This is a genomic window from Actinocrispum sp. NPDC049592 (assembly GCF_040675465.1).
GTDB lineage: Bacteria > Actinomycetota > Actinomycetes > Mycobacteriales > Pseudonocardiaceae > Kibdelosporangium.
Genome location: NZ_JBFAPA010000015.1, coordinates 173,140 through 190,427 on the forward strand (window position 1 = coordinate 173,140; position 17,288 = coordinate 190,427).

General features: G+C 68.1%; 21 protein-coding genes. 9 read left to right on the top strand and 12 right to left on the bottom strand.

What is annotated here, in order from left to right; all coding sequences use genetic code 11:
- Positions 1-203: 203 nt before the first annotated feature.
- Positions 204-2,456 carry a beta-galactosidase gene (locus AB0J95_RS32835; protein ID WP_364766609.1) on the top strand — a complete coding sequence of 751 codons (2,253 nt, stop codon included), beginning with the start codon at positions 204-206 and terminating at the stop codon, positions 2,454-2,456.
- Here AB0J95_RS32835 and AB0J95_RS32840 read toward each other — a convergent pair.
- From AB0J95_RS32840 to AB0J95_RS32880, 9 genes are all read right to left on the bottom strand, one after another.
- On the bottom strand, positions 2,453-3,061 hold the full coding sequence (locus AB0J95_RS32840; RefSeq protein ID WP_364766612.1) for a short chain dehydrogenase: 609 nt from the start codon (positions 3,059-3,061) through the stop codon (positions 2,453-2,455). The genes AB0J95_RS32835 and AB0J95_RS32840 overlap by 4 nt on opposite strands.
- 100 nt (positions 3,062-3,161) lie before the next feature.
- Positions 3,162-5,093, bottom strand: coding sequence for an aconitate hydratase (locus AB0J95_RS32845; protein ID WP_364766615.1), 1,932 nt, complete (start codon positions 5,091-5,093; stop codon positions 3,162-3,164).
- A gap of 20 nt (positions 5,094-5,113) precedes the next feature.
- A complete protein-coding gene (locus AB0J95_RS32850) occupies positions 5,114-6,898 on the bottom strand; it encodes a complex I subunit 5 family protein (RefSeq protein ID WP_364766618.1) in 1,785 nt (594 codons plus the stop codon).
- A gap of 1 nt (position 6,899) precedes the next feature.
- A complete protein-coding gene (locus tag AB0J95_RS32855; RefSeq protein WP_364766621.1) occupies positions 6,900-7,235 on the bottom strand; it encodes a cation:proton antiporter subunit C in 336 nt (111 codons plus the stop codon).
- On the bottom strand, positions 7,232-7,966 hold the full coding sequence (locus AB0J95_RS32860; protein ID WP_364766624.1) for an MnhB domain-containing protein: 735 nt from the start codon (positions 7,964-7,966) through the stop codon (positions 7,232-7,234). Before AB0J95_RS32860 ends, AB0J95_RS32855 begins: the two co-directional genes overlap by 4 nt.
- Complete coding sequence (locus AB0J95_RS32865; RefSeq protein WP_364766627.1) at positions 7,963-8,202, bottom strand: DUF4040 domain-containing protein; 240 nt, start codon at positions 8,200-8,202, stop codon at positions 7,963-7,965. Before AB0J95_RS32865 ends, AB0J95_RS32860 begins: the two co-directional genes overlap by 4 nt.
- A complete protein-coding gene (locus AB0J95_RS32870) occupies positions 8,199-8,465 on the bottom strand; it encodes a monovalent cation/H(+) antiporter subunit G (RefSeq protein WP_364766630.1) in 267 nt (88 codons plus the stop codon). The genes AB0J95_RS32865 and AB0J95_RS32870 overlap by 4 nt, the downstream gene beginning before the upstream one ends.
- Positions 8,462-8,716 carry an MrpF/PhaF family protein gene (locus AB0J95_RS32875; protein WP_364766633.1) on the bottom strand — a complete coding sequence of 85 codons (255 nt, stop codon included), beginning with the start codon at positions 8,714-8,716 and terminating at the stop codon, positions 8,462-8,464. Before AB0J95_RS32875 ends, AB0J95_RS32870 begins: the two co-directional genes overlap by 4 nt.
- Positions 8,713-9,078, bottom strand: coding sequence for a hypothetical protein (locus tag AB0J95_RS32880; RefSeq protein WP_364766636.1), 366 nt, complete (start codon positions 9,076-9,078; stop codon positions 8,713-8,715). Before AB0J95_RS32880 ends, AB0J95_RS32875 begins: the two co-directional genes overlap by 4 nt.
- A 101-nt stretch (positions 9,079-9,179) precedes the next feature.
- On the opposite strand from AB0J95_RS32880, the gene AB0J95_RS32885 reads away from it, so the two are divergent.
- Entirely contained in the window at positions 9,180-9,650 is a 471-nt protein-coding gene (locus AB0J95_RS32885; RefSeq protein ID WP_364766639.1) for an SRPBCC family protein, read from the top strand.
- 57 nt (positions 9,651-9,707) lie between these two features.
- On the opposite strand, the gene AB0J95_RS32890 is transcribed toward AB0J95_RS32885, so the two are convergent.
- A complete protein-coding gene (locus AB0J95_RS32890; RefSeq protein ID WP_364766641.1) occupies positions 9,708-10,688 on the bottom strand; it encodes a cation diffusion facilitator family transporter in 981 nt (326 codons plus the stop codon).
- A 94-nt stretch (positions 10,689-10,782) separates the two neighbouring features.
- Here AB0J95_RS32890 and AB0J95_RS32895 point away from each other — a divergent pair, with 94 nt between their 5' ends.
- Positions 10,783-11,313, top strand: a complete 531-nt coding sequence (locus AB0J95_RS32895) for a pyridoxamine 5'-phosphate oxidase family protein (RefSeq protein ID WP_364766644.1) — start codon at positions 10,783-10,785, stop codon at positions 11,311-11,313.
- A 3-nt stretch (positions 11,314-11,316) separates the two neighbouring features.
- Here AB0J95_RS32895 and AB0J95_RS32900 read toward each other — a convergent pair whose 3' ends face one another.
- On the bottom strand, positions 11,317-12,240 hold the full coding sequence (locus AB0J95_RS32900) for a LysR family transcriptional regulator (protein ID WP_364766647.1): 924 nt from the start codon (positions 12,238-12,240) through the stop codon (positions 11,317-11,319).
- A gap of 127 nt (positions 12,241-12,367) precedes the next feature.
- On the opposite strand from AB0J95_RS32900, the gene AB0J95_RS32905 reads away from it, so the two are divergent.
- The 5 genes from AB0J95_RS32905 (at position 12,368) to AB0J95_RS32925 (ending at position 15,083) form a co-directional block, all read left to right on the top strand.
- Positions 12,368-12,823: a carboxymuconolactone decarboxylase family protein gene (locus tag AB0J95_RS32905; protein ID WP_364766650.1), complete on the top strand. Its 456-nt coding sequence runs from the start codon at positions 12,368-12,370 to the stop codon at positions 12,821-12,823.
- Positions 12,824-12,828: 5 nt separating this feature from the next.
- A complete protein-coding gene (locus AB0J95_RS32910; RefSeq protein WP_364766653.1) occupies positions 12,829-13,119 on the top strand; it encodes a hypothetical protein in 291 nt (96 codons plus the stop codon).
- A gap of 77 nt (positions 13,120-13,196) precedes the next feature.
- Complete coding sequence (locus AB0J95_RS32915; protein ID WP_364766655.1) at positions 13,197-13,643, top strand: nitroreductase family deazaflavin-dependent oxidoreductase; 447 nt, start codon at positions 13,197-13,199, stop codon at positions 13,641-13,643.
- A gap of 22 nt (positions 13,644-13,665) precedes the next feature.
- Positions 13,666-14,883, top strand: a complete 1,218-nt coding sequence (locus tag AB0J95_RS32920; RefSeq protein WP_364766657.1) for an MFS transporter — start codon at positions 13,666-13,668, stop codon at positions 14,881-14,883.
- 32 nt (positions 14,884-14,915) lie between these two features.
- The gene (locus AB0J95_RS32925; RefSeq protein WP_364766659.1) at positions 14,916-15,083 is read left to right on the top strand and encodes a hypothetical protein; all 168 of its coding nucleotides are present in this window, start codon (positions 14,916-14,918) and stop codon (positions 15,081-15,083) included.
- Between the two features lie 150 nt (positions 15,084-15,233).
- Here AB0J95_RS32925 and AB0J95_RS32930 read toward each other — a convergent pair whose 3' ends face one another.
- Positions 15,234-15,809 (bottom strand): dihydrofolate reductase family protein, encoded by a 576-nt coding sequence (locus AB0J95_RS32930; RefSeq protein ID WP_364766662.1) that lies wholly within the window; start codon positions 15,807-15,809, stop codon positions 15,234-15,236.
- Positions 15,810-15,994: 185 nt separating this feature from the next.
- On the opposite strand from AB0J95_RS32930, the gene AB0J95_RS32935 reads away from it, so the two are divergent.
- Entirely contained in the window at positions 15,995-17,287 is a 1,293-nt protein-coding gene (locus tag AB0J95_RS32935) for an MFS transporter (RefSeq protein ID WP_364766665.1), read from the top strand.
- Position 17,288 lies beyond the last annotated feature (1 nt).

Consider the following 17,288-nt stretch of genomic DNA (forward strand, 5'->3'; position numbering starts at 1 on the left):
CCCCAAACGCAGTAACCGGGTCACCCCACCGGCGGCATGATAACCGGTGATCCCTTGCGGAATTCTTGCAACGCGCCCATCGGTGAGTCGAACAAAACCGAACAGTCCCGTGCGTTCGCGTGCTCACTGTTGATTGTTCCTGTTGACTATCGAGCAACTTCGCGCACAGAATCGGTCGTCGCCGAGCTGGAGGAGCGCAGCAGATGAAACGACGAGGTTTCCTTGCGGCCAGTGTGCTGACCCCGTTGAGTGTGATGCTCGCCACCGGCGACAACGCCTGGGCGGCCGGGCACGCGTTCACGTTCGCCGCGGACGGGTCGGCGTTCCTGCTCGACGGGCAGCCGTTCCAGATCCGCAGCGGTGAGATGCACCCGGCCCGGATCCCGGTGGGCCACTGGCGGCACCGGGTGCGGATGGCCAAGGCGATGGGCCTGAACACGATCGCGATCTACCTGATGTGGAACTACCTGGAGGAACGGCCCGGCGCGTTCGACCTGACCACCGACCGCCGTGACTTCGCCTCGTTCATCCGGATCTGCCAGGACGAGGGCATGTGGGTGCTGCTGCGGCCGGGTCCGTACGTCTGCGCGGAGTGGGACCTGGGCGGGTTGCCGGCGTGGCTGCTCGCCAACGACCCGGTGTCGCTGCGCACTTCGGCCGACTCGCACTACATGACCGCGGTGCGGCGGTACGTGAGCACGATCGCGCCCGTGGTGAAACCGTTGATGGCGGCCGGCGGCGGGCCGATCCTGATGGTCCAGATCGAGAACGAGTACGGCTCGTTCGGCAACGACACGGGGTATCTGGGGCAGGTCCGGCAGATGTGGCTGGACGCCGGGATCACTGGGCCGTTCTACACCCAGGACGGGTTGGGCCAGGTGCAGGCGAACCGGACGGTGGTACCCGGCGGTGCCATCGGTCTGTCGGGCGGGGACGCCGGTCAGATCGCCCAGTGCCGCAAGTCTTTCCCCGCCGTGCCCGCGATGTCCGGCGAGCTGTACCCCGGCTGGCTGACGCACTGGGGTGAACGGGCGATGGCCTCGCCGTCGGACATCACCGGGACCCTGCGAGGGCTGATGGACGGCAAGCTGTCGTTCAACATCTACGTGGTGCACGGCGGAACGAACTTCGGCTACTGGGCCGGGGCGAACGCCAGCGACGACGGCAGCAACTACCAGCCCGACGTGACCAGCTACGACTACGGCGCCCCGATCACCGAACAAGGCCGGCCGACCACTTTGTACACCTCGTACCGGAACCTGCTCAACGGCTATGTCGGGCCTCTGCCTGACGTTCCCGCCCCGCAGCCCACGATCACTTCGGAGCCTGGGCCGACTCCGGTCGCCTTTGCTTCGCTGTGGGACAACCTGCCTGCGCCGCAACAGGCTTCCGCGCCCAAGCCGATGGAAGCCTACGGGCAGAACAGCGGGTTCATGCTGTACCGCAAGACCGGCGTCGGCGCTGGGACTTTGACCGTGACCTCAGCGCACGACTACGCGACCGTGTTCGTCGACGGGGTCTATCAGGGTGGGATCTCGCGCACGGCCGTGCCTTCGAGTTACTCCGGGCCGTTGAAGGTGACCACCGGTGACTCGCTCCCGGTACCCGCCGGGTCGGCTTTGGACATTCTCGTCCAGGGCATGGGGCGGATCAACTTCGGGCACGGGCTGGTCGACCGCAAGGGCATCACCCGTCAGGTCTCGTTGTCCGGCACGGTTCTCACCGGCTGGCAAACCTATGTCCTACCGGTGGACCCGGCTTATGTGGCCGGGCTCAAGCCGGTGATCAGCGCGCCCGCGCGGCCGGGACTGTTCTTCAAGGCCTCGCTGACTCTGTCCACTGTGGGCGATACGTACCTGGACATGTCCGGCTGGACCCAGGGCATGGTGTGGGTCAACGGGAACAACCTGGGCCGGTACTGGCGGATCGGGCCGCAGCAGAACCTGTTCTGCCCCGCGCAGTGGCTTCGGGCCGGTGCCAACGAGATCGTGGTCCTGGACATGCACCAGGTGCGGCCCCAGCCGATCCCTTTGCGCGCCACCCTCAGCAACAGCTTCCTGCTCACCAACCGCCGCAGCGGCAAGGCCCTCGACGTCCCCGGCAGCTCAACCACGCCCGGCACCCAGCTGATCCAGTACACCCAGCACGGTGGCGCGAACCAGCAGTGGGTGATGTCCGCCCAGGGCACCATCACCAACCTCGCCTCCGGCCTGCTGGCCGACGTCGAGGGAGCGTCCACAGCGGACGGTGCCCGGATCATCCAGTGGACGGCCACCAACGGCGCCAACCAGCAGTGGCGGCTCGTCGACGCCGGCTCCGGCTACGTCAAGATCGTGAGCGTGCACAGCGACAAGCTGCTCACCGTCTCCGGCGACTCCACCGCCGACAGCGCCCCGATCGTTCAGCAACCCGGCTCCGGTTCGCAGAGCCAGCACTGGACGGTCACGCGGATCTAGCTGGTCATCTTGTGCAGCTTGATGATCCGGCCGGTCATCGGGGTGGACATCGCGCGGAGGTAGGCCATGCCGACCTCCGCGCCCGGGACCGGGACGAAACCGGGGAAGTACGGGTAGTAGTGCTCCGACTCGGTGAGAACCGTGGGGCTGACACAGTTGATCCGGATCCCGCGCGGCAGCTCACCCGCTGCGGCAAGGACGAACCCCTGCACCATGTGGTTCACCGTGGCGCTGATCGACGAGCCGTGCGTGAACTCGTCCGCGAGCACGCCGGAGACCAGCGTGAACGAGCCGTTGTCGGCGATGTGCGGCAGCGCGGCCCGGACGACGTTGATCTGCCCCATGCCCTTGGACGCGATCGAGTCGGCCCACTGCTCATCGGTGGCCTCCGCGACGGGGCCCGAACGGACGTGCCCGGCCGCGTTGGCCACCGCGTCGAACGTCCCGATCTCCGCGAACAACCGCCGCAGGCTCTCGACATCCCCGATGTCCGCCTGCAGGTCCCCGGACTGCCGCCCCACGGTCACGACCTCGTGCCCGTGCTCCACCAGCACCTGCTTGACCGCGGTCCCGATGTCCCCGCTCCCGATGACGACAGCCCTCATGACCCACCTTCCCGCTCAGTGATGGTGCCATCCTACGTTCGGCGGTCACATCAGGTCGGTGAGGAGCAGAGTCTGGCTCGCGAGGGCCGACTCCACCGCCTCACGTGTCCTGGCCGGCCAGCAACGGGATCACGCCACCGGCGAGGACGGCGTCGATCTGGTTGGCGGACAACCGGTGCCGGACCTGGAACTCGCCGTCCTCGGTGCGGACGGTGAGTTCCTGCCCTGACCGCAACGCGTTCCGGACGTCGTCAAGGACCAGCGTGTCGCCCTGGGCGATGCGATCGTGGTCGGCGGGGTCGGTGAACTCGAGGGCCAGCACGCCGAAGTTCGCCAGGTTCTGCCAGTGGATCCGGGCGAACGACTTGGCGATCACCACGCGCAGACCGAGATATCTGGGGGTTATCGCGGCGTGCTCGCGGGAGGAGCCCTGGCCGTAGTTCTCACCGCCGACCACGATGTGGTCCCCGGCCTCGCGGGCGCGGTCCGGGTAGGTCTCATCGAGGCGGGTGAAGGTGAAGCCGGCCAGCTTGGGGACGTTCGAGCGGAACGGCAGCGCCTGCGCGCCCGCGGGGGAGATCTCGTCGGTGGACACGTCATCGCCGAGCGTCAGCAGGACCGGGGCCTCGATCCGGTCCGGCAACGGCGGGAAGTCCGGCAGGGCGGAGATGTTGGGTCCACGGACCAGTTCCTCCTGTTCCGCTTCCTCGGGTGGCAAAGGTTCGACGAGCATCGCGGTGTTCACGGTCGCGTGCATCGGCAGGTTCAGCGCCGGGTACCCGATATCGAGGTCCCTCGGGTCGGTGATCACTCCGGTGAGCGCGGAAGCCGCTGCGGTTTCCGGGGAACACAGCCAGACCGAGTCCTCTTTGGTCCCGGACCGGCCGGGGAAGTTGCGGGGGAAGGTGCGCAACGAGTTGCGTCCGACGGCCGGCGCCTGGCCCATGCCGATACAGCCCATGCACCCGGCCTGGTGGATCCGCGCGCCCGAGCTGATCAGGTCGAACGTGGCGCCCAGCTTGGTCAGGTCGGCGAAGATCTGGCGGGACGAGGGGTTGATGTCCAGGCTGACCGCGTTGTCGGCCTGACGCCCTTTGAGGATCGCCGCGGCGATGGCGAAGTCCCGCAGACCGGGGTTGGCCGAGGACCCGATCACGACCTGGCTGACCGGCGTCCCGGCGACCTCGCGGACCGGGACGACATTGCCGGGTGACGAAGGCTTCGCGACCAGAGGCTCTATTGTGGACAGTTCGATGTGGTCGGTCAGGTCGTACTCGGCGTCCGGATCGGCGGTCAGCTCGACGTAGTCGTGGCCGCGGCCTTCGCCGCGCAGGAAGTCCCGCACGGCCGCGTCGGCCGGGAACACCGTTGTGGTGGCGCCGAGCTCGGCCCCCATGTTGGCGATCACGTGCCGGTCCATCGCCGAGAGCGTCCGCAGGCCGGGGCCGTGGTACTCGATGATCCGGTTCACCCCGCCGCGCACCCCGTGCCGGCGCAGCATCTCCAGGATCACGTCCTTGGCCGAGCACCAGGCCGGCAGCCGCCCGGTCAGCCGGACGCCCCAGATCTCCGGCATCCGCACCCGCAGCGGCCACCCGGCGATGGCCAGCGCCACCTCCAGCCCGCCCACGCCGATCGCCAGCATGCCCAGCGCGCCCGCGGCGCAGGTGTGCGAGTCCGAGCCCACCATCGTCCTGCCGGGGATCCCGAACCGTTGCATGTGCGTCGGGTGCGAGACGCCGTTGCCCGCCTTGGAGAACCACAGGCCGAACCGCTTGCACGCCGACTGCAGGAACAAGTGGTCCTCGGCGTTCTTCTCGTCGGACTGCAACAGGTTGTGGTCGACGTACTGCACGCTGACCTCGGTGCGGGCCCGGTCCAGGCCAAGCGCCTCCAGCTCCTGCATGACCAGAGTGCCGGTGGCGTCCTGGGTGAGCGTCTGGTCCACCCGGATCTCGATCGGTTCACCGGCAGTCAGCTCGCCGGTCACCAGGTGTGACTCGATCAGCTTGTGCGCGAGGGTTCGTCCCATGAGAGCCTGGGTACCCAGCTTCAGCTCAGGCTGAACAGCGCGGCGAGAGCGGCGATGCCCAGCACCAGCCAGGCAACGTAGTCGCCGACGTGCCCGGAGTGCAGCCGGTGGACCACGTGCAGCGGCTTGTCCAGCCACTGGGGGACGCCCCGGAACACGCCGATCAGCGCGATCGCCACCGCGAGCAGGACACTCAAGAGTCCTAGAAGGACGGCCGCCCAGTTCCACTCGACATGGCTCAGCTCGGCCAGTCGCACGGGCTCGTAGGAGTACAGCGTCTGCTCGATGAACCCCTGCCGGTCGAGGAACCGTTGTGCGCCATCGCCGATGATCCTGGAGATGACCGGCAGCACACCGACGAGCAGCCCGCCGGTCAGCAGCACCAGGATCGCCGTCAACATGGTGGCCGGTGTGCGGTGCGGGAACCGGCCCTCGGGCTTCTCGTCGTCGCCACTGGTCGTGTCCCGATCTGCCTCGTACGGTTGCGGGCCGAGTCCGAAGTGGATCCGCAGCGAGGCCCGCAGCACGGCACCGCCGGTCGCGGCCGACACGAGCACGAAAGTCCCGATCAGCCAGGGCGAACCGGTGGCCTCCTCGCTGATCGCCTTGCCCAGGCCGGTACCGAACGGCGGCAGCCCGGCGAGCGCGAGGGCCGCCAACGGGAACAGCCATCGGGTCAGGCCATCGTTGGTACCCTGACGATAGAGGCTGATCTCGTCGACATTCCCCTTGCGGGCCAGCAAAGCCCCGACGAGCAGGAACAGCGCGCCTTTCACCCCAGCGTGTCCGAGCACGTAGACGACCGATCCGGCCACGCCGTTCGCGGTCAAAGTGGCCATGCCGACCAGGAACAGACCCAGGTGCGCGATGGTCGAGTACGCCAGCATCCGCTTGAGGTGCCGCTGGATCAGGCTCAACACGGCGCCGAGCACCGCTGTCACAACGCCGAGGAGCACCAGCGTGTGGTGAAGTGTGCTGGGCGGAAGGACTCCACCGAACACGGTGGTGGTCACCCTCATGGTCCCGTAGATCCCCAAGGGCGCCATCACACCGGAGAACAGGACACACACCGGCGTCGGCGCGACGGCATGCGCATCGGCCAGCCAGAAGTGGAACGGCACAATGGCGGCCTTCACCAGCAACCCGGTGAGCACGAGCACCATCGCCAGCAGTACCAACGCATCCATGCCGTGCCCGTCGAGCGCGGAACCGATCTGGGGCATGCCGAGCCGGCCGGTGCGCGCGTACAGGATCCCGATCCCGGCCAGCATGAAGTACGCGCCGAGCGAGGTCACCACGCCGAAGGTGAACCCGCCCTGGACCGACCGGGGTTCCTCGATCTTGTGCCCGGTCAGCGCATACGCGGTGGCGCCCATCAGCTCCAGGAACACGAACAGGTTGAACAGGTCGGCGGTCAGCGAGAACCCGGTCATCCCGGCCATGAACAGCAGGATCAGCACCGGCACGTGCGCCCCGGCGTCTTCGAAGTACCGCCAGGTGTAGATCAGCGCGCACACCGTCAGGACGCAGGCCAGCAACGCGAACCCGGCGCCGATCTGATCCGCCTGCAGCACAATGCCCACGGTCAGGTTCTGAGTGGGCGTCCAGCCGCCGGCCCAGGTCACGACCCGGTTCGACGTGGTGGCCACGAGCAGGCCCGCCATGGCCGCGGTGCTGATCAGGGCGGTCGCGATCGCGATGACGTCGGTGACCACCCGCGGCGCGAACCGGGCCACCGCGAGCAGAACGCAGGAACCCAGCAGCGGCACCGCGATGCCGAGCGGTGGCAGCCACGCCGGATCCACGTCAGCCCCGCAGTTCGTCGAGCTTGTCCGCGTCGACCGTGTCCTCGCGCTTGGCGATCTGGATCACCAGCGCCAGCAGCAAAGCCGTGACCGTCGCCGACACGACGATGTCGGTCAACGTCAACGCCTGCACGACCGGATCGACGACCGGGCCGGGCGCGCCTTGCACTGGCGCGGAAGCACCTTTCTGATAGCCGACGCTGAGCAGAAGCACATACGTTCCCGACTGGGCGACGGCCACGCACACCACCGTGTGCACGAGGTCGCGGCTGCGGACCACGCCGAAACAGCCGACCAGCAACAGCCAGGCGGCGACCAGGTAGGGGAACACGCTCATCGGATCTCCTGCACGGTCAACGCCTGCGCCAGGAACTGCGCCAGCAGGACGATCACGCCGGATGCGACCTCTATGCCCACAGCGATGTTGAGCAGGACGACGGTGCCCGATGAGAACAGGTCGCCCGAAGTGCCGTAGGGCAGGAAGTTCACCAGGAAGCCACCGGCGACCAGCAGGCCCAACAAGCCCAGTACCACGAACGCGCCCGCTCCCAGCGCTTCCGCCAGGCGATACCAGGCCAGTGGCCGGAGTTTTTGCAGCGTCCGGTAGCTTCCGGCCACATACAACAGGTGTACGCCGGTGGCCAGCACGACCCCGCCCTGGAACCCGCCGCCGGGCGTCAGATGCCCGTGCACCACGACGTCGATCCCGACCATCAACGTCATGGGCAGCAACAGGTAGCCGAGCAACCGGGTGGCCTCCAGGGTCCGGCCTTCCTCGGTCGCCAAGTGTTCCCGTTCATGATCGGAAGGGCGCAGCAAGGCCGCGGCGCCGACGACCGAGCCGAGCAGGATGGTCTCTTCGATCAGGGTGTCCAGCGCGCGCTGGTCGAAGTTCAACGCGGACACCACGTTCGGCGTCGACCGGGCGTTCGCCAACGGCACGGCGAGATCCCGGTACGGGTGCACCAGGCTGCCGAACCCGGGCATGCGGATCATCGCGAGCACGGCTAGCACCCCGAACCCGGCCGCGCCGAGCCAGAACACCACCCACCGCACCTGGCGCGTCACCGTTTGCCTCCGCGGACCTTCCGCACCGCCAGCAACACCATCAGCGGCACGACCGCAGTGCCCACGGCGACTTGAGACAGGGCGACGTCAGGTGCCTGCAACAGCAGGAAAAGCAACGCCAGCAACACGCCATAGACCGACAGTGTCACGGCTTGGCGCTTGGGGTCCTGTGTGGACACCACAACCGTGCCGCCCGCGGCGACCAGGAGGAACATCAGCAACAGGAGGGGAGTCATTCGAGCTCGTCCCGCTGGGCGGCCACCCGGCCGGTCGCGGCGGACAGCACCGGCCCGGTCACGCCGAGGATCACGATCGTCAGCAGGATCAGCAAAGTGGTGAGACTCCACCCGTTGACGATCGCCAGCGCCAGGCCGATCACCGGGCCGGCCAGCGACGTGACGGGTGTCAGAAAGTGCAGGCGCCGGTAGAAGTCCTTGGTCACCACCGCACCTATCGCTGCCGCGACAGCGATCACGACGCCGATCCACAGCAGGATCACGGCTTGCTCCCCAGCAACCTGGTGAACACCAGCGTGCCCGCGAAGCCCAGCAGTGCCAACACAAGCGGCACGATCAGGTAGCTGGGCTGGCCCGTTGCCTGGATCATGACCAGCATGACCAGGACGCCCACCGAGGACGCCAGTTCCAGCCCCACCAGGCGGTGGACCGCGTCACCCCGGCAGGCAAGGATGAGAGCGGGCACGATTCCGCCGATGACCAGGACGAAAGCCGCGACCTCCCAGCCGTTCACTGTCGCCCCAGGGTGTGCACGGTCAGGTCGTCCTCGTCGTCGAGCACCACGGTTCCCGGCGAGGCGGACACGACCATGGTCTTCACCGCCTTCTCATGTGGCTCAACGGGAATCCGGTGGATACCGGTCTCGCGGCTGAACAACTTGGCGCAGTCGCGGACGATCGCGACCGGCAGGCTCCAAGCGCGTGACAGCCGCCACTCGCCGCCGTAGGCGCGCCGTGCGAACATCGCGACCAGCGCGCACGGCACCCCGGCAACGGCGGCGGCCACCAGTTCCTGCGTGGTGATCGTGCTCAGCGTCGACACCCAGAGGCCGACCAGCGCGACCCACCACAGGAGTGTCTCGCCCGCTCTCGCCACCTCCGCTGGTTTCCCGGAGGCCTGTCGTCCGAAACCCTGCATGGGTGCGGCCACGGTGGGTAGGCCTAAGGAGGAACCGCAACACGGAAAGGGATTACAGCGTGACGACGATTCAGGAATCGATCGACGTGCGAGTACCTGTCCGGACCGCCTACAACCAGTGGACCCAGTTCGAGTCGTTCCCGTACTTCATGAACGGCGTCGACCGGGTCGTTCAGGTGACGGACACGATGACCCACTGGGAGACCAGTATCGGCGGAGTGCACCGTGAGTTCGACGCCGAGATCACCGAACAGCACCCGGACGAGCGGGTGGCGTGGCACTCCGTGGGCGGCCAGACACACGCTGGTGTGGTGACGTTCCACCGCATCGACGACGAGACGACACGGGTGAACGTCCAGATGGAGTACGGGCCGGACACGCTCACCGAGAAGGCGGGCGCGGCGCTGGGCGTGCTGGACCGCACGGTCAAGGGCGATCTGAACCGCTTCAAGGAGTTCATCGAGAAGCAGCCGGGCGAGACCGGGGCCTGGCGCGGCGAGGTGAACCCGCCGCCGCAGACCGGCGTCTGACCCAACCCCCTCGTGAGTGGGTTCGGCCGTGTTCTCACGGCCGAACCCACTCACGACCTATTCGTCGGCGAAGACGTGGCCGTAGCGGCGCAGGACGCGGTCGCGGAGGTCTTGATCGGACCGGGGGACCGGCTGGATGAAGATCTCGTCCAGGTCCGGGAACTCCTTGCGCAGTTCGTCGTCGATCCGCATGCACGCCTGTTCCACGTCGCCGGCGGAGTAGGTGTTGACGAAGTCCACCCTGGCGCACAACAGGACGCGGTCGGTGCCGGTCATCATCGTGAGCAGGTCGACCACGTCGTCGACCTCGGGCTGCTGCTCCAGGCGTTGTTCGATAGCGCGGATCATCCGCCCATCGGCCTGGCGTCCCAGCAGGAGCCGCCGACTCGTGCCGGCCAGCAACACCGCCACGACCGCCAGCAGCACGCCGATCAGGATCGACGCGATGCCGTCCCAGATCGCCTGCCCGGTCAGCTGGTGCAGCGCGACCCCGCCGCCCGCCAGCACGATGCCGACCACCGCAGCGCTGTCCTCCATGAGCACGGCCCTCGGCGCCGGGTCATCGCTGCCTTCCAGCTGCCCGGGCACCGACCGGCGATGCTCCGCGGCCTCGTTCTTGACCTGCCGCGTCGCCTGGAACAGCGAGGAACCTTCCAGCACCAACGCGATGCCGAGCACGAGGTAGTTCACCCACACGTACGCGGTCTGCTCGCCGCCCTCGACGATGGTCCGGACGCCTTCGTACACCGAGAAAGCCGCCCCGGACACCAGGATCCCCATCGCGGCCAGCAACGACCAGAAGTAGCGGTCCTTGCCGTATCCGAACGGATACTGCCGGTCCGCGGGTTTCTGCGACCGCCGGACCGCCGTCAGCAACAAGACTTGAGTGGACGTGTCGCCCATCGAATGCGCCGCCTCCGACAACAACGCCCCCGACCCCGACAGCAGGCCCGCGACCAGCTTCGCGATCCCCACCCCCAGGTTCGCCAGGAGCGCGATCAGCACGGTGACCAGGCTCTGGTCCTTCTTCTCAGACACCCACCCGGATACCCGGCCGGGCAAGTTCCGAATCTCCGCCACATCCGGGCGCCGCCCGATGTCGATCCGTGGTCGGTTCGTTCGACGCGTAGGCATGACCGAGCACACGAACGAACCGATCGCGACCCGCAACCTCGACCAGTACGGGTCGGCCGACCTGCCGTGGAGCCGTCCCCGCGACCTCCTGGCCAAGGAGACCCCCGAGACCGACCTGACCTTCTTCGTCGGGACCGTGCGGCCCGACGGACGGCCGCACTCCGCCGGGGTCGGGGCCATCTGGGTGGACGACGCCCTCTACTTCGTCAGCGGGCCGGGCACCCGCCGGGCACGCAACCTGGCGGCGAACCCGGCGTGCAGCGTGTCCGTGCGCCTGCCTGGCCTGGACCTCGTGCTGGAGGGCGAGGCACACCGGGTCACCGAAGCGGCCACTTTGGACCGCGTGGCGGCCGTGTACCGCACGGGTGGCTGGCCCGCCGAAGTGGAGGGCGACGCGCTCACCGCGTCCTTCACGGCCCCCAGCGCGGGCCCGCCGCCCTGGTACCTCTACCGCCTCACGCTGCACACCGCCATCGGTGTCGCCAACGCCGAACCGTTCGGCGCCACCGCGTGGGACTTCGAGCACTGACCGTCAACCCACTGAACGCAGCCGCAGTGGCGGCGCGGCCTCCAAGGCGATGTCCAGCTCCAACGGCCCCAGCTCGGCCGCGACCCGGCAGAACTCACCCGCCAGCCGGCCGAGCGGGCCCGAGCGGCGCACCAGGCCCCAGCGCATGGTCGGCCGCTCGTCGATCGGCAGGTAGACGACCTCGGCGCGTTCGAGGTACTTCACGCCCTGTGCGCACGCGAAGGCCACGGCATCCCCGCTGGTCACCGACCACAGGACCTCCTCGCGCGACCGCGGCCTGCGGCTGGGGTCGGTCACCGGGGCCGGGCACATCGCCGACTCCCAGTACTCGGGGATCGGCAAGCCGGAGGGCAGAACGTGGTACCCGGCAAGATCGGGGAGGGACACCGACCGCCGGGCGGCCAACGGGTGGTCGCGAGCGACCGCGAGCACGATCGGCTCGGTGAACGTCACCGGACCGACGGTCAGGTCGTCCTCCTCGATCGGCAGCGCGAGCAGGGCCAGGTCGACCTCGCGCTCGCGCAGCAGCGTGAACGGGTCGTCGATCCGCACCTCACGCAGGCCCAGTCCCACGTCTGGGTGACGGCTGCGGAACAGCGCCGTGATGGGTGAGATCTCCTGCCACATCGGGCCCAGCACGCCGAACGTCAGCTCGCCCGCCCCGCCGCGCGCGGAGTCCCGGGCGGACTCGACACCCTCCAGGATCCGGCGGTACCCCGCCTGCAAATCGTCCCTGAGCTGCTCGCCGAGCGGGGTGAGCGTCACCTTGCGACTGGTCCGCTCGAACAGGGGCGCGCCGATGCGCCGTTCCTGCTTGGCGATCGCCTGACTGACCCGGGGCGGCGAGATGTGCAGCCGCTCCGCGGTCCGGCCGAAGTGCAGCTCCTCGGCGAGGGTCAGGAAGATCTCGATGTCGCGTAGTTCCACGCCGCCATCGTCGTCATCGTTAACCCTGGGCGCAACCGTCGTTTCGTGACTGCTCATTGTTCGTTCCCCGGTTCGGCGCGAGGCTATGTACATACCGAAAAGCCTTACCGGACAAGGAGAAACCACGATGAACCCGCGGATGAAGAACCCGGCCTCGGTCCTCGACGGCGCCACCACCGCGATCTACGGCCTGATCAAGGCGATCCAGTCGACCGACGTGCCGAAGGCCACCCTCGACCTGGTGCACCTGCGGGCGAGCCAGATCAACGGCTGCAGCTTCTGCGTGGACGGCGGGGTGAAGACCGCCAAGAAGAACGGCGAGACCGACGAACGGCTGCACACGGTCGCCGCCTGGCGGGAGGCCCCCTACTTCACCGATGCCGAACGCGCCGCGCTGGCCCTGGCCGAGAGCGTGACCCGGCTGGCCGACCGGTCCGACGCGGTGCCGGACGACGTGTGGGACGAGGCCACGAAGCACTTCGACGAGCGCGAAATGGCCGCCCTCGTGCTGTACATCGCCACCACCAACCTGTTCAACCGGCTCAACGCGGCGACGCGGCAGACCGCGGGCATCTGGGGCTGATCGGCATGGCAGTCGTGCGGACCCACCGCTACACCGTCGAGACCGGCAAGCTCGCCCAGCTGCTGGAGCAGCGTTCCGCGTTGATCCAGGGCATCCGGTCGGCCAACCCGGAGTTCACCGAGGCCACCCTGATCCGCCAGGAGGACGGGTCCTACCTGGACATCTGGCGCTGGGAGTCGGCCTCGGCGATGCGGGGCGCGGCGGCCGCCGCGCGCGGCTTCCCGCTCGCCGGGGCCACCCTCTCGCTGACCACTGAGCACTCCGTTGTGGACGGTGAGGTTCTGGACCAGAGGTGATCGGTCAGGAATCGAGAAGCGCCCGCCCCCGGGCCACCCCTACCGTGACACCCGGTGACCGACTGGAGGGAAAACCAATGACCAAGACCAGGCAGGCCCGCACGCCAGGAGCGTTCTCCCGGTGGATGCAGCACACGATGAACGGCCGGATGAACCGCAAGATCCGCCGCGGCCGCGGCCAGTTCATGGGCATGGACGTGCTTATCCTGCACACCGTTGGCAAACGCAGTGGGGAGCAACGGGAATCGCCGGTGGCCTGGTTCGCCGACGGTGAGGACCGGCTGGTCGTCGCCTCCGGCGGCGGCAGCCAGCACCCCGACTGGTTCGCCAACCTGATGGCGCACCCGGGCGCGGCGGCGATCGAACTGCCCGGCAACGTCACCGTCGCTGTCACGCCCCACCGGCTGTCCGGCGCCGACCGTGACGAGGCGTGGCAACGGATTACCGCGGCCCAGCCCCGCTATGCCAAGTACCAGAGCAAGTCCGACCGTCAGTACCCGGTCGTCCGCCTGACCGCCCGATGAGCTCACCGCAGGAGACCAGCCCATGACCACCGTTGTCGCCAACCAGTCCTACCGCGAGGTGCTGCGCGACCGGCGAGTGGCTGGTCTCCTGCTCGGCGACCTGCTCGCCAACATCGGCACCGGCATGCTCATCGTGGCCATGCCGATCCAGACGTTGTCCATTCACGGCACCGTTCCCAAGGCCATCGCCATCGGTCTGGTCGAGGCCGCCCCGTTCGTGCTGTCGACGATCCTCGCGCTGGCCATCGGTCTCGGCCGGGTGCACGTGCCGCCGCGGACCTTGCTCATCGCCGACTGCCTGTTGCGTTCGCTGACCTTCGCGTGCCTGGGAACCCTTGCGGTCACCGGGCTTCTGACGTTGCCGGTGCTGATTCTGGGGCTGTTGACCGGGGCGATGGTCCGGATGGCGGGGTCGAGCAGCCGCCGGGTGCTGGCGACCTCCATCGCGGGCCCGGACGGCCAGTTCGCGGTGAACGGCCTGCTCGGCCTGAACGCCACCTTCGCGTTGTACATCGCGGGTCCTGCCCTCGGCGGGATCATCGTCGCAACAACCAGTGCGGGTGTCGCGTTGTTCTTCGATGCTTGCGGCGCCTTGATTCTGCTCACGGCCGTACTGATCTCCGTTCCCCGGACGATCAAGGACCCGGACACACCCCGCCGGCAGCTGTCCGGCTGGCGGATCCTGCGGCGCCGGCCGGTCGCGGCACGACTGCTGTTCGTCGAGTTCTTCTTCAACTTCCTTTACATGCCCATCGAAGTGGCGCTGCCGCTGTACGTGAGCGGAACCTTGGGCGCGGACGCGTCCGGTCTGGGCCTGATGTGGGGTGCGTTGGGCATCGGCGCTTTCCTTGGCGCCACTTTGGTGAACCAGCTGCGGAACCTGCCGCAACGGCACGTGCTGATCGCGATCATCGGGTTGTGGGCGCTGTGCCCCATCGCGTTGGCGTCGACCGGAAACCTGACCGTGGCCCTGGTCGTGTTCGGGCTGGGAGGTCTGGTGTGGGCGCCATTCACCCCGGTTGCGTACAGCTTCCTCCAGTCCGGGCTCAAACCGGACGAGCAACAACAGGTCGTCACCCTCTGGACCACCGGGTCCACAGTGGCCGCACCGCTCGGCCTCGGCCTCGGCGGCCCGCTCATCCAGCTCACCGGAACCACTGGCGGGCTCGTGCTTTCCGGCGTGCTGACCCTGTTGCTGGTCCCGATCGCCGCGATGGCTGTCCTTCGGCGCGGCCGATAGGTGAGGATGGGGGCACCGACGCGGTGGTGGCGATGGTGTGGGACGACGTGCGGTTCACGATGCCGCCGCAACCGTCGCTGTACGTGGGTCGCGATGCGGTCGCGGAGTTCTTCGCCGGGCGTTCGGGCACGAGCGGCTCGGCGACTTCCGCCTGGTCCCGGCCCGCGCCAACCGCATGCCCGCCGCGCGAGACCGGCTAGGTGGCTCGCCTTCCTGTCCGTCGCGCTGCTGTTCGGGCTGGTCAGCAGCCATTTCGGCGTGCAGACGACCGGGTGGATCACTGTGGGCCTGCTGGCGCTGACCGGCCTGAGCCTCGTCCGCGCCAGCCACCTCGCCCGTCCGCCTGGATCTCAGCGGACGACGTCGTAGACGAGCTTCTGGATGCCGTTGCTGTAGGACTCGCTTTCGATGACCTTGAGGTTCTGGCGGTCCTTGTCGGTGGCGCTGAACAAGCGCTTGCCCGCGCCGAGCAGGACCGGGAAGACGAGCAGGTGGTAGCGGTCGATCAGGCCGGCGTCGGAGAGGTTCTGGTTGAGGTTCGCGCTGCCGTGCACGATGATCGGGCCGCCGTCGGTCTGCTTGAGGGCGGCGACGTCGTCGAGGGACCGCAGGATCGTGGTCTCGCTCCAGTTGCCGACCAGGTCCTGCTCACCCAGCGTGGTCGAGACCACGTACTTCGGCATCGCGTTGTAACCGGCGAACTCCACGGTCATGGTCGGCCACACCGGCGCGAACGCCTGGTAGCTGACCCGGCCCATCATCATGGCCGTGGCCTCCTCCTGCTCCCGGCCCTTGAGCTCGTAGGCGGCCGGGTCGAACTCGATGCCCTGGAAGGTCCAGCCGGCGTTGCGGTAGCCCTGCTCGCCACCGGGCCCCTCCATGACACCGTCGAGCGAGACGAAAGCGGTGGTGACCAGGGTGCGCATTGGTTGCTCCTTGTTCGTCCTGACGTGCGGTCGTCAACGCGTCGAACGGCCCGCGCCGATCTCGACACAACTCGGTGGAAGTTTTTTCAGGGCGGATCTTGTCACCGGTCAACCGGTTACGCGTTCCGGCGGTTGACAAATCCCCAGGGCGATTCCACTGTGGTGGGTGAGCCGGAGGTGCAGCGATGACTGCGGACACGCTCAATGACGGGACCGTGCGGACCGCGCGCAGGCGCGCCGTGGTGGCCAGCACGGTCGGCACGTCGATCGAGTGGTACGACTTCTTCCTCTACGGCACGGCGGCGGCGCTGATCTTTCCCAAGCTGTTCTTCCCGGGCAGCTCGCCGCTCGCCGGGGTCCTCTACTCGTTCACCACCCAGTTCGTCGGGTTCGCCGCCCGGCCGATCGGGGCGGCGATCTTCGGGCACTTCGGCGACCGCGTCGGCCGCAAGGCCACGCTGGTGACCACGTTGCTGCTGATGGGGATCGCCACGTTCCTGATCGGCTGCCTGCCCGGGTACGCCAGCATCGGCGTGGCCGCGCCGATCCTGTTGGTGGTACTGCGGATCCTGCAGGGCATCGGGGTCGGCGGCGAGTGGGGCGGGTCGGTGCTGCTGTCCATGGAATGGGGCGTACAGACCAAACGCGGCCTGATGGCGAGCATGCCGCAGCTGGGTGTCCCCATTGGACTGTTGCTGTCCACCGGCGTGTTCAAGCTGATGAGCCCCATCGCGGGGCCGGGGTTCGAGACCTGGGGCTGGCGGGTGCCGTTCCTGCTGAGCATCGTGCTCGTCGGGATCGGGCTGTACGTGCGGCTGCGAGTGCTGGAGTCGCCGGAGTTCACCCAGGTGCGCCAGGCCAACGCGATCGTCCGCGTGCCGGTGTGGGAAGCGTTCCGCCGGTATCCCAGGGAGATCCTGTGCGCGGCGTTCGTGCGGATGTCCGAGCAGGCACCGTTCTACCTGTTCATCACCTTCGTCCTCACCTACGGCACAAGCAAACTCGGCCTCAGCCGCGACAGCCTGCTGAGCGACACCATGGTGGCAGCCGCGGTGGGCCTGATCAGCGTCCCCTTCTTCGGCTGGCTGTCCGACCGCATCGGCCGCAAACTCACGTACGGCATAGGCATTGTCGCCACTGCGGTCTACGCGTTCCCGTACTTCGGTTTGCTGGACACCAAAGTGTCCGCCCTCGTGCTGTTGGGCATCGTCGTTTCCCTGATCGTGCACGACATCCAGTACGGCCCCCAGGCCGCCCTGATCGCGGAAAGCTTTGACAGCCACGTCCGCTACTCCGCCGCCGGTATCGGCTACCACCTGGCGTCCGTCATCGCCGGCGGCCCCGCCCCGCTGATCGCCACCGCCATCCTCGAGGGCTCCGGCTCCGGCAGCACCTGGATCAGCCTCTACATCATCGGCTGCGCCGTCGTGTCCATGGCCGCCCTCCTACTCCTCCCACGCCGCGAGCCCACCCGCTAAA

Bases quoted from the DNA above. Each gene is read 5' to 3' on its own strand.
- AB0J95_RS32865 (WP_364766627.1), bottom strand. From the start codon at position 8,202: ATGACTCCCCTCCTGTTGCTGATGTTCCTCCTGGTCGCCGCGGGCGGC.
- AB0J95_RS32905 (WP_364766650.1), top strand. From the start codon at position 12,368: ATGAACCCGCGGATGAAGAACCCGGCCTCGGTCCTCGACGGCGCCACC.
- AB0J95_RS32925 (WP_364766659.1), top strand. From the start codon at position 14,916: ATGGTGTGGGACGACGTGCGGTTCACGATGCCGCCGCAACCGTCGCTG.
- AB0J95_RS32895 (WP_364766644.1), top strand. From the start codon at position 10,783: ATGACCGAGCACACGAACGAACCGATCGCGACCCGCAACCTCGACCAG.
- AB0J95_RS32930 (WP_364766662.1), bottom strand. From the start codon at position 15,809: ATGCGCACCCTGGTCACCACCGCTTTCGTCTCGCTCGACGGTGTCATG.
- AB0J95_RS32935 (WP_364766665.1), top strand. From the start codon at position 15,995: ATGACTGCGGACACGCTCAATGACGGGACCGTGCGGACCGCGCGCAGG.
- AB0J95_RS32910 (WP_364766653.1), top strand. From the start codon at position 12,829: ATGGCAGTCGTGCGGACCCACCGCTACACCGTCGAGACCGGCAAGCTC.
- AB0J95_RS32855 (WP_364766621.1), bottom strand. From the start codon at position 7,235: ATGAGCGTGTTCCCCTACCTGGTCGCCGCCTGGCTGTTGCTGGTCGGC.
- AB0J95_RS32835 (WP_364766609.1), top strand. From the start codon at position 204: ATGAAACGACGAGGTTTCCTTGCGGCCAGTGTGCTGACCCCGTTGAGT.
- AB0J95_RS32845 (WP_364766615.1), bottom strand. From the start codon at position 5,093: ATGGGACGAACCCTCGCGCACAAGCTGATCGAGTCACACCTGGTGACC.
- AB0J95_RS32840 (WP_364766612.1), bottom strand. From the start codon at position 3,061: ATGAGGGCTGTCGTCATCGGGAGCGGGGACATCGGGACCGCGGTCAAG.
- AB0J95_RS32915 (WP_364766655.1), top strand. From the start codon at position 13,197: ATGACCAAGACCAGGCAGGCCCGCACGCCAGGAGCGTTCTCCCGGTGG.
- AB0J95_RS32920 (WP_364766657.1), top strand. From the start codon at position 13,666: ATGACCACCGTTGTCGCCAACCAGTCCTACCGCGAGGTGCTGCGCGAC.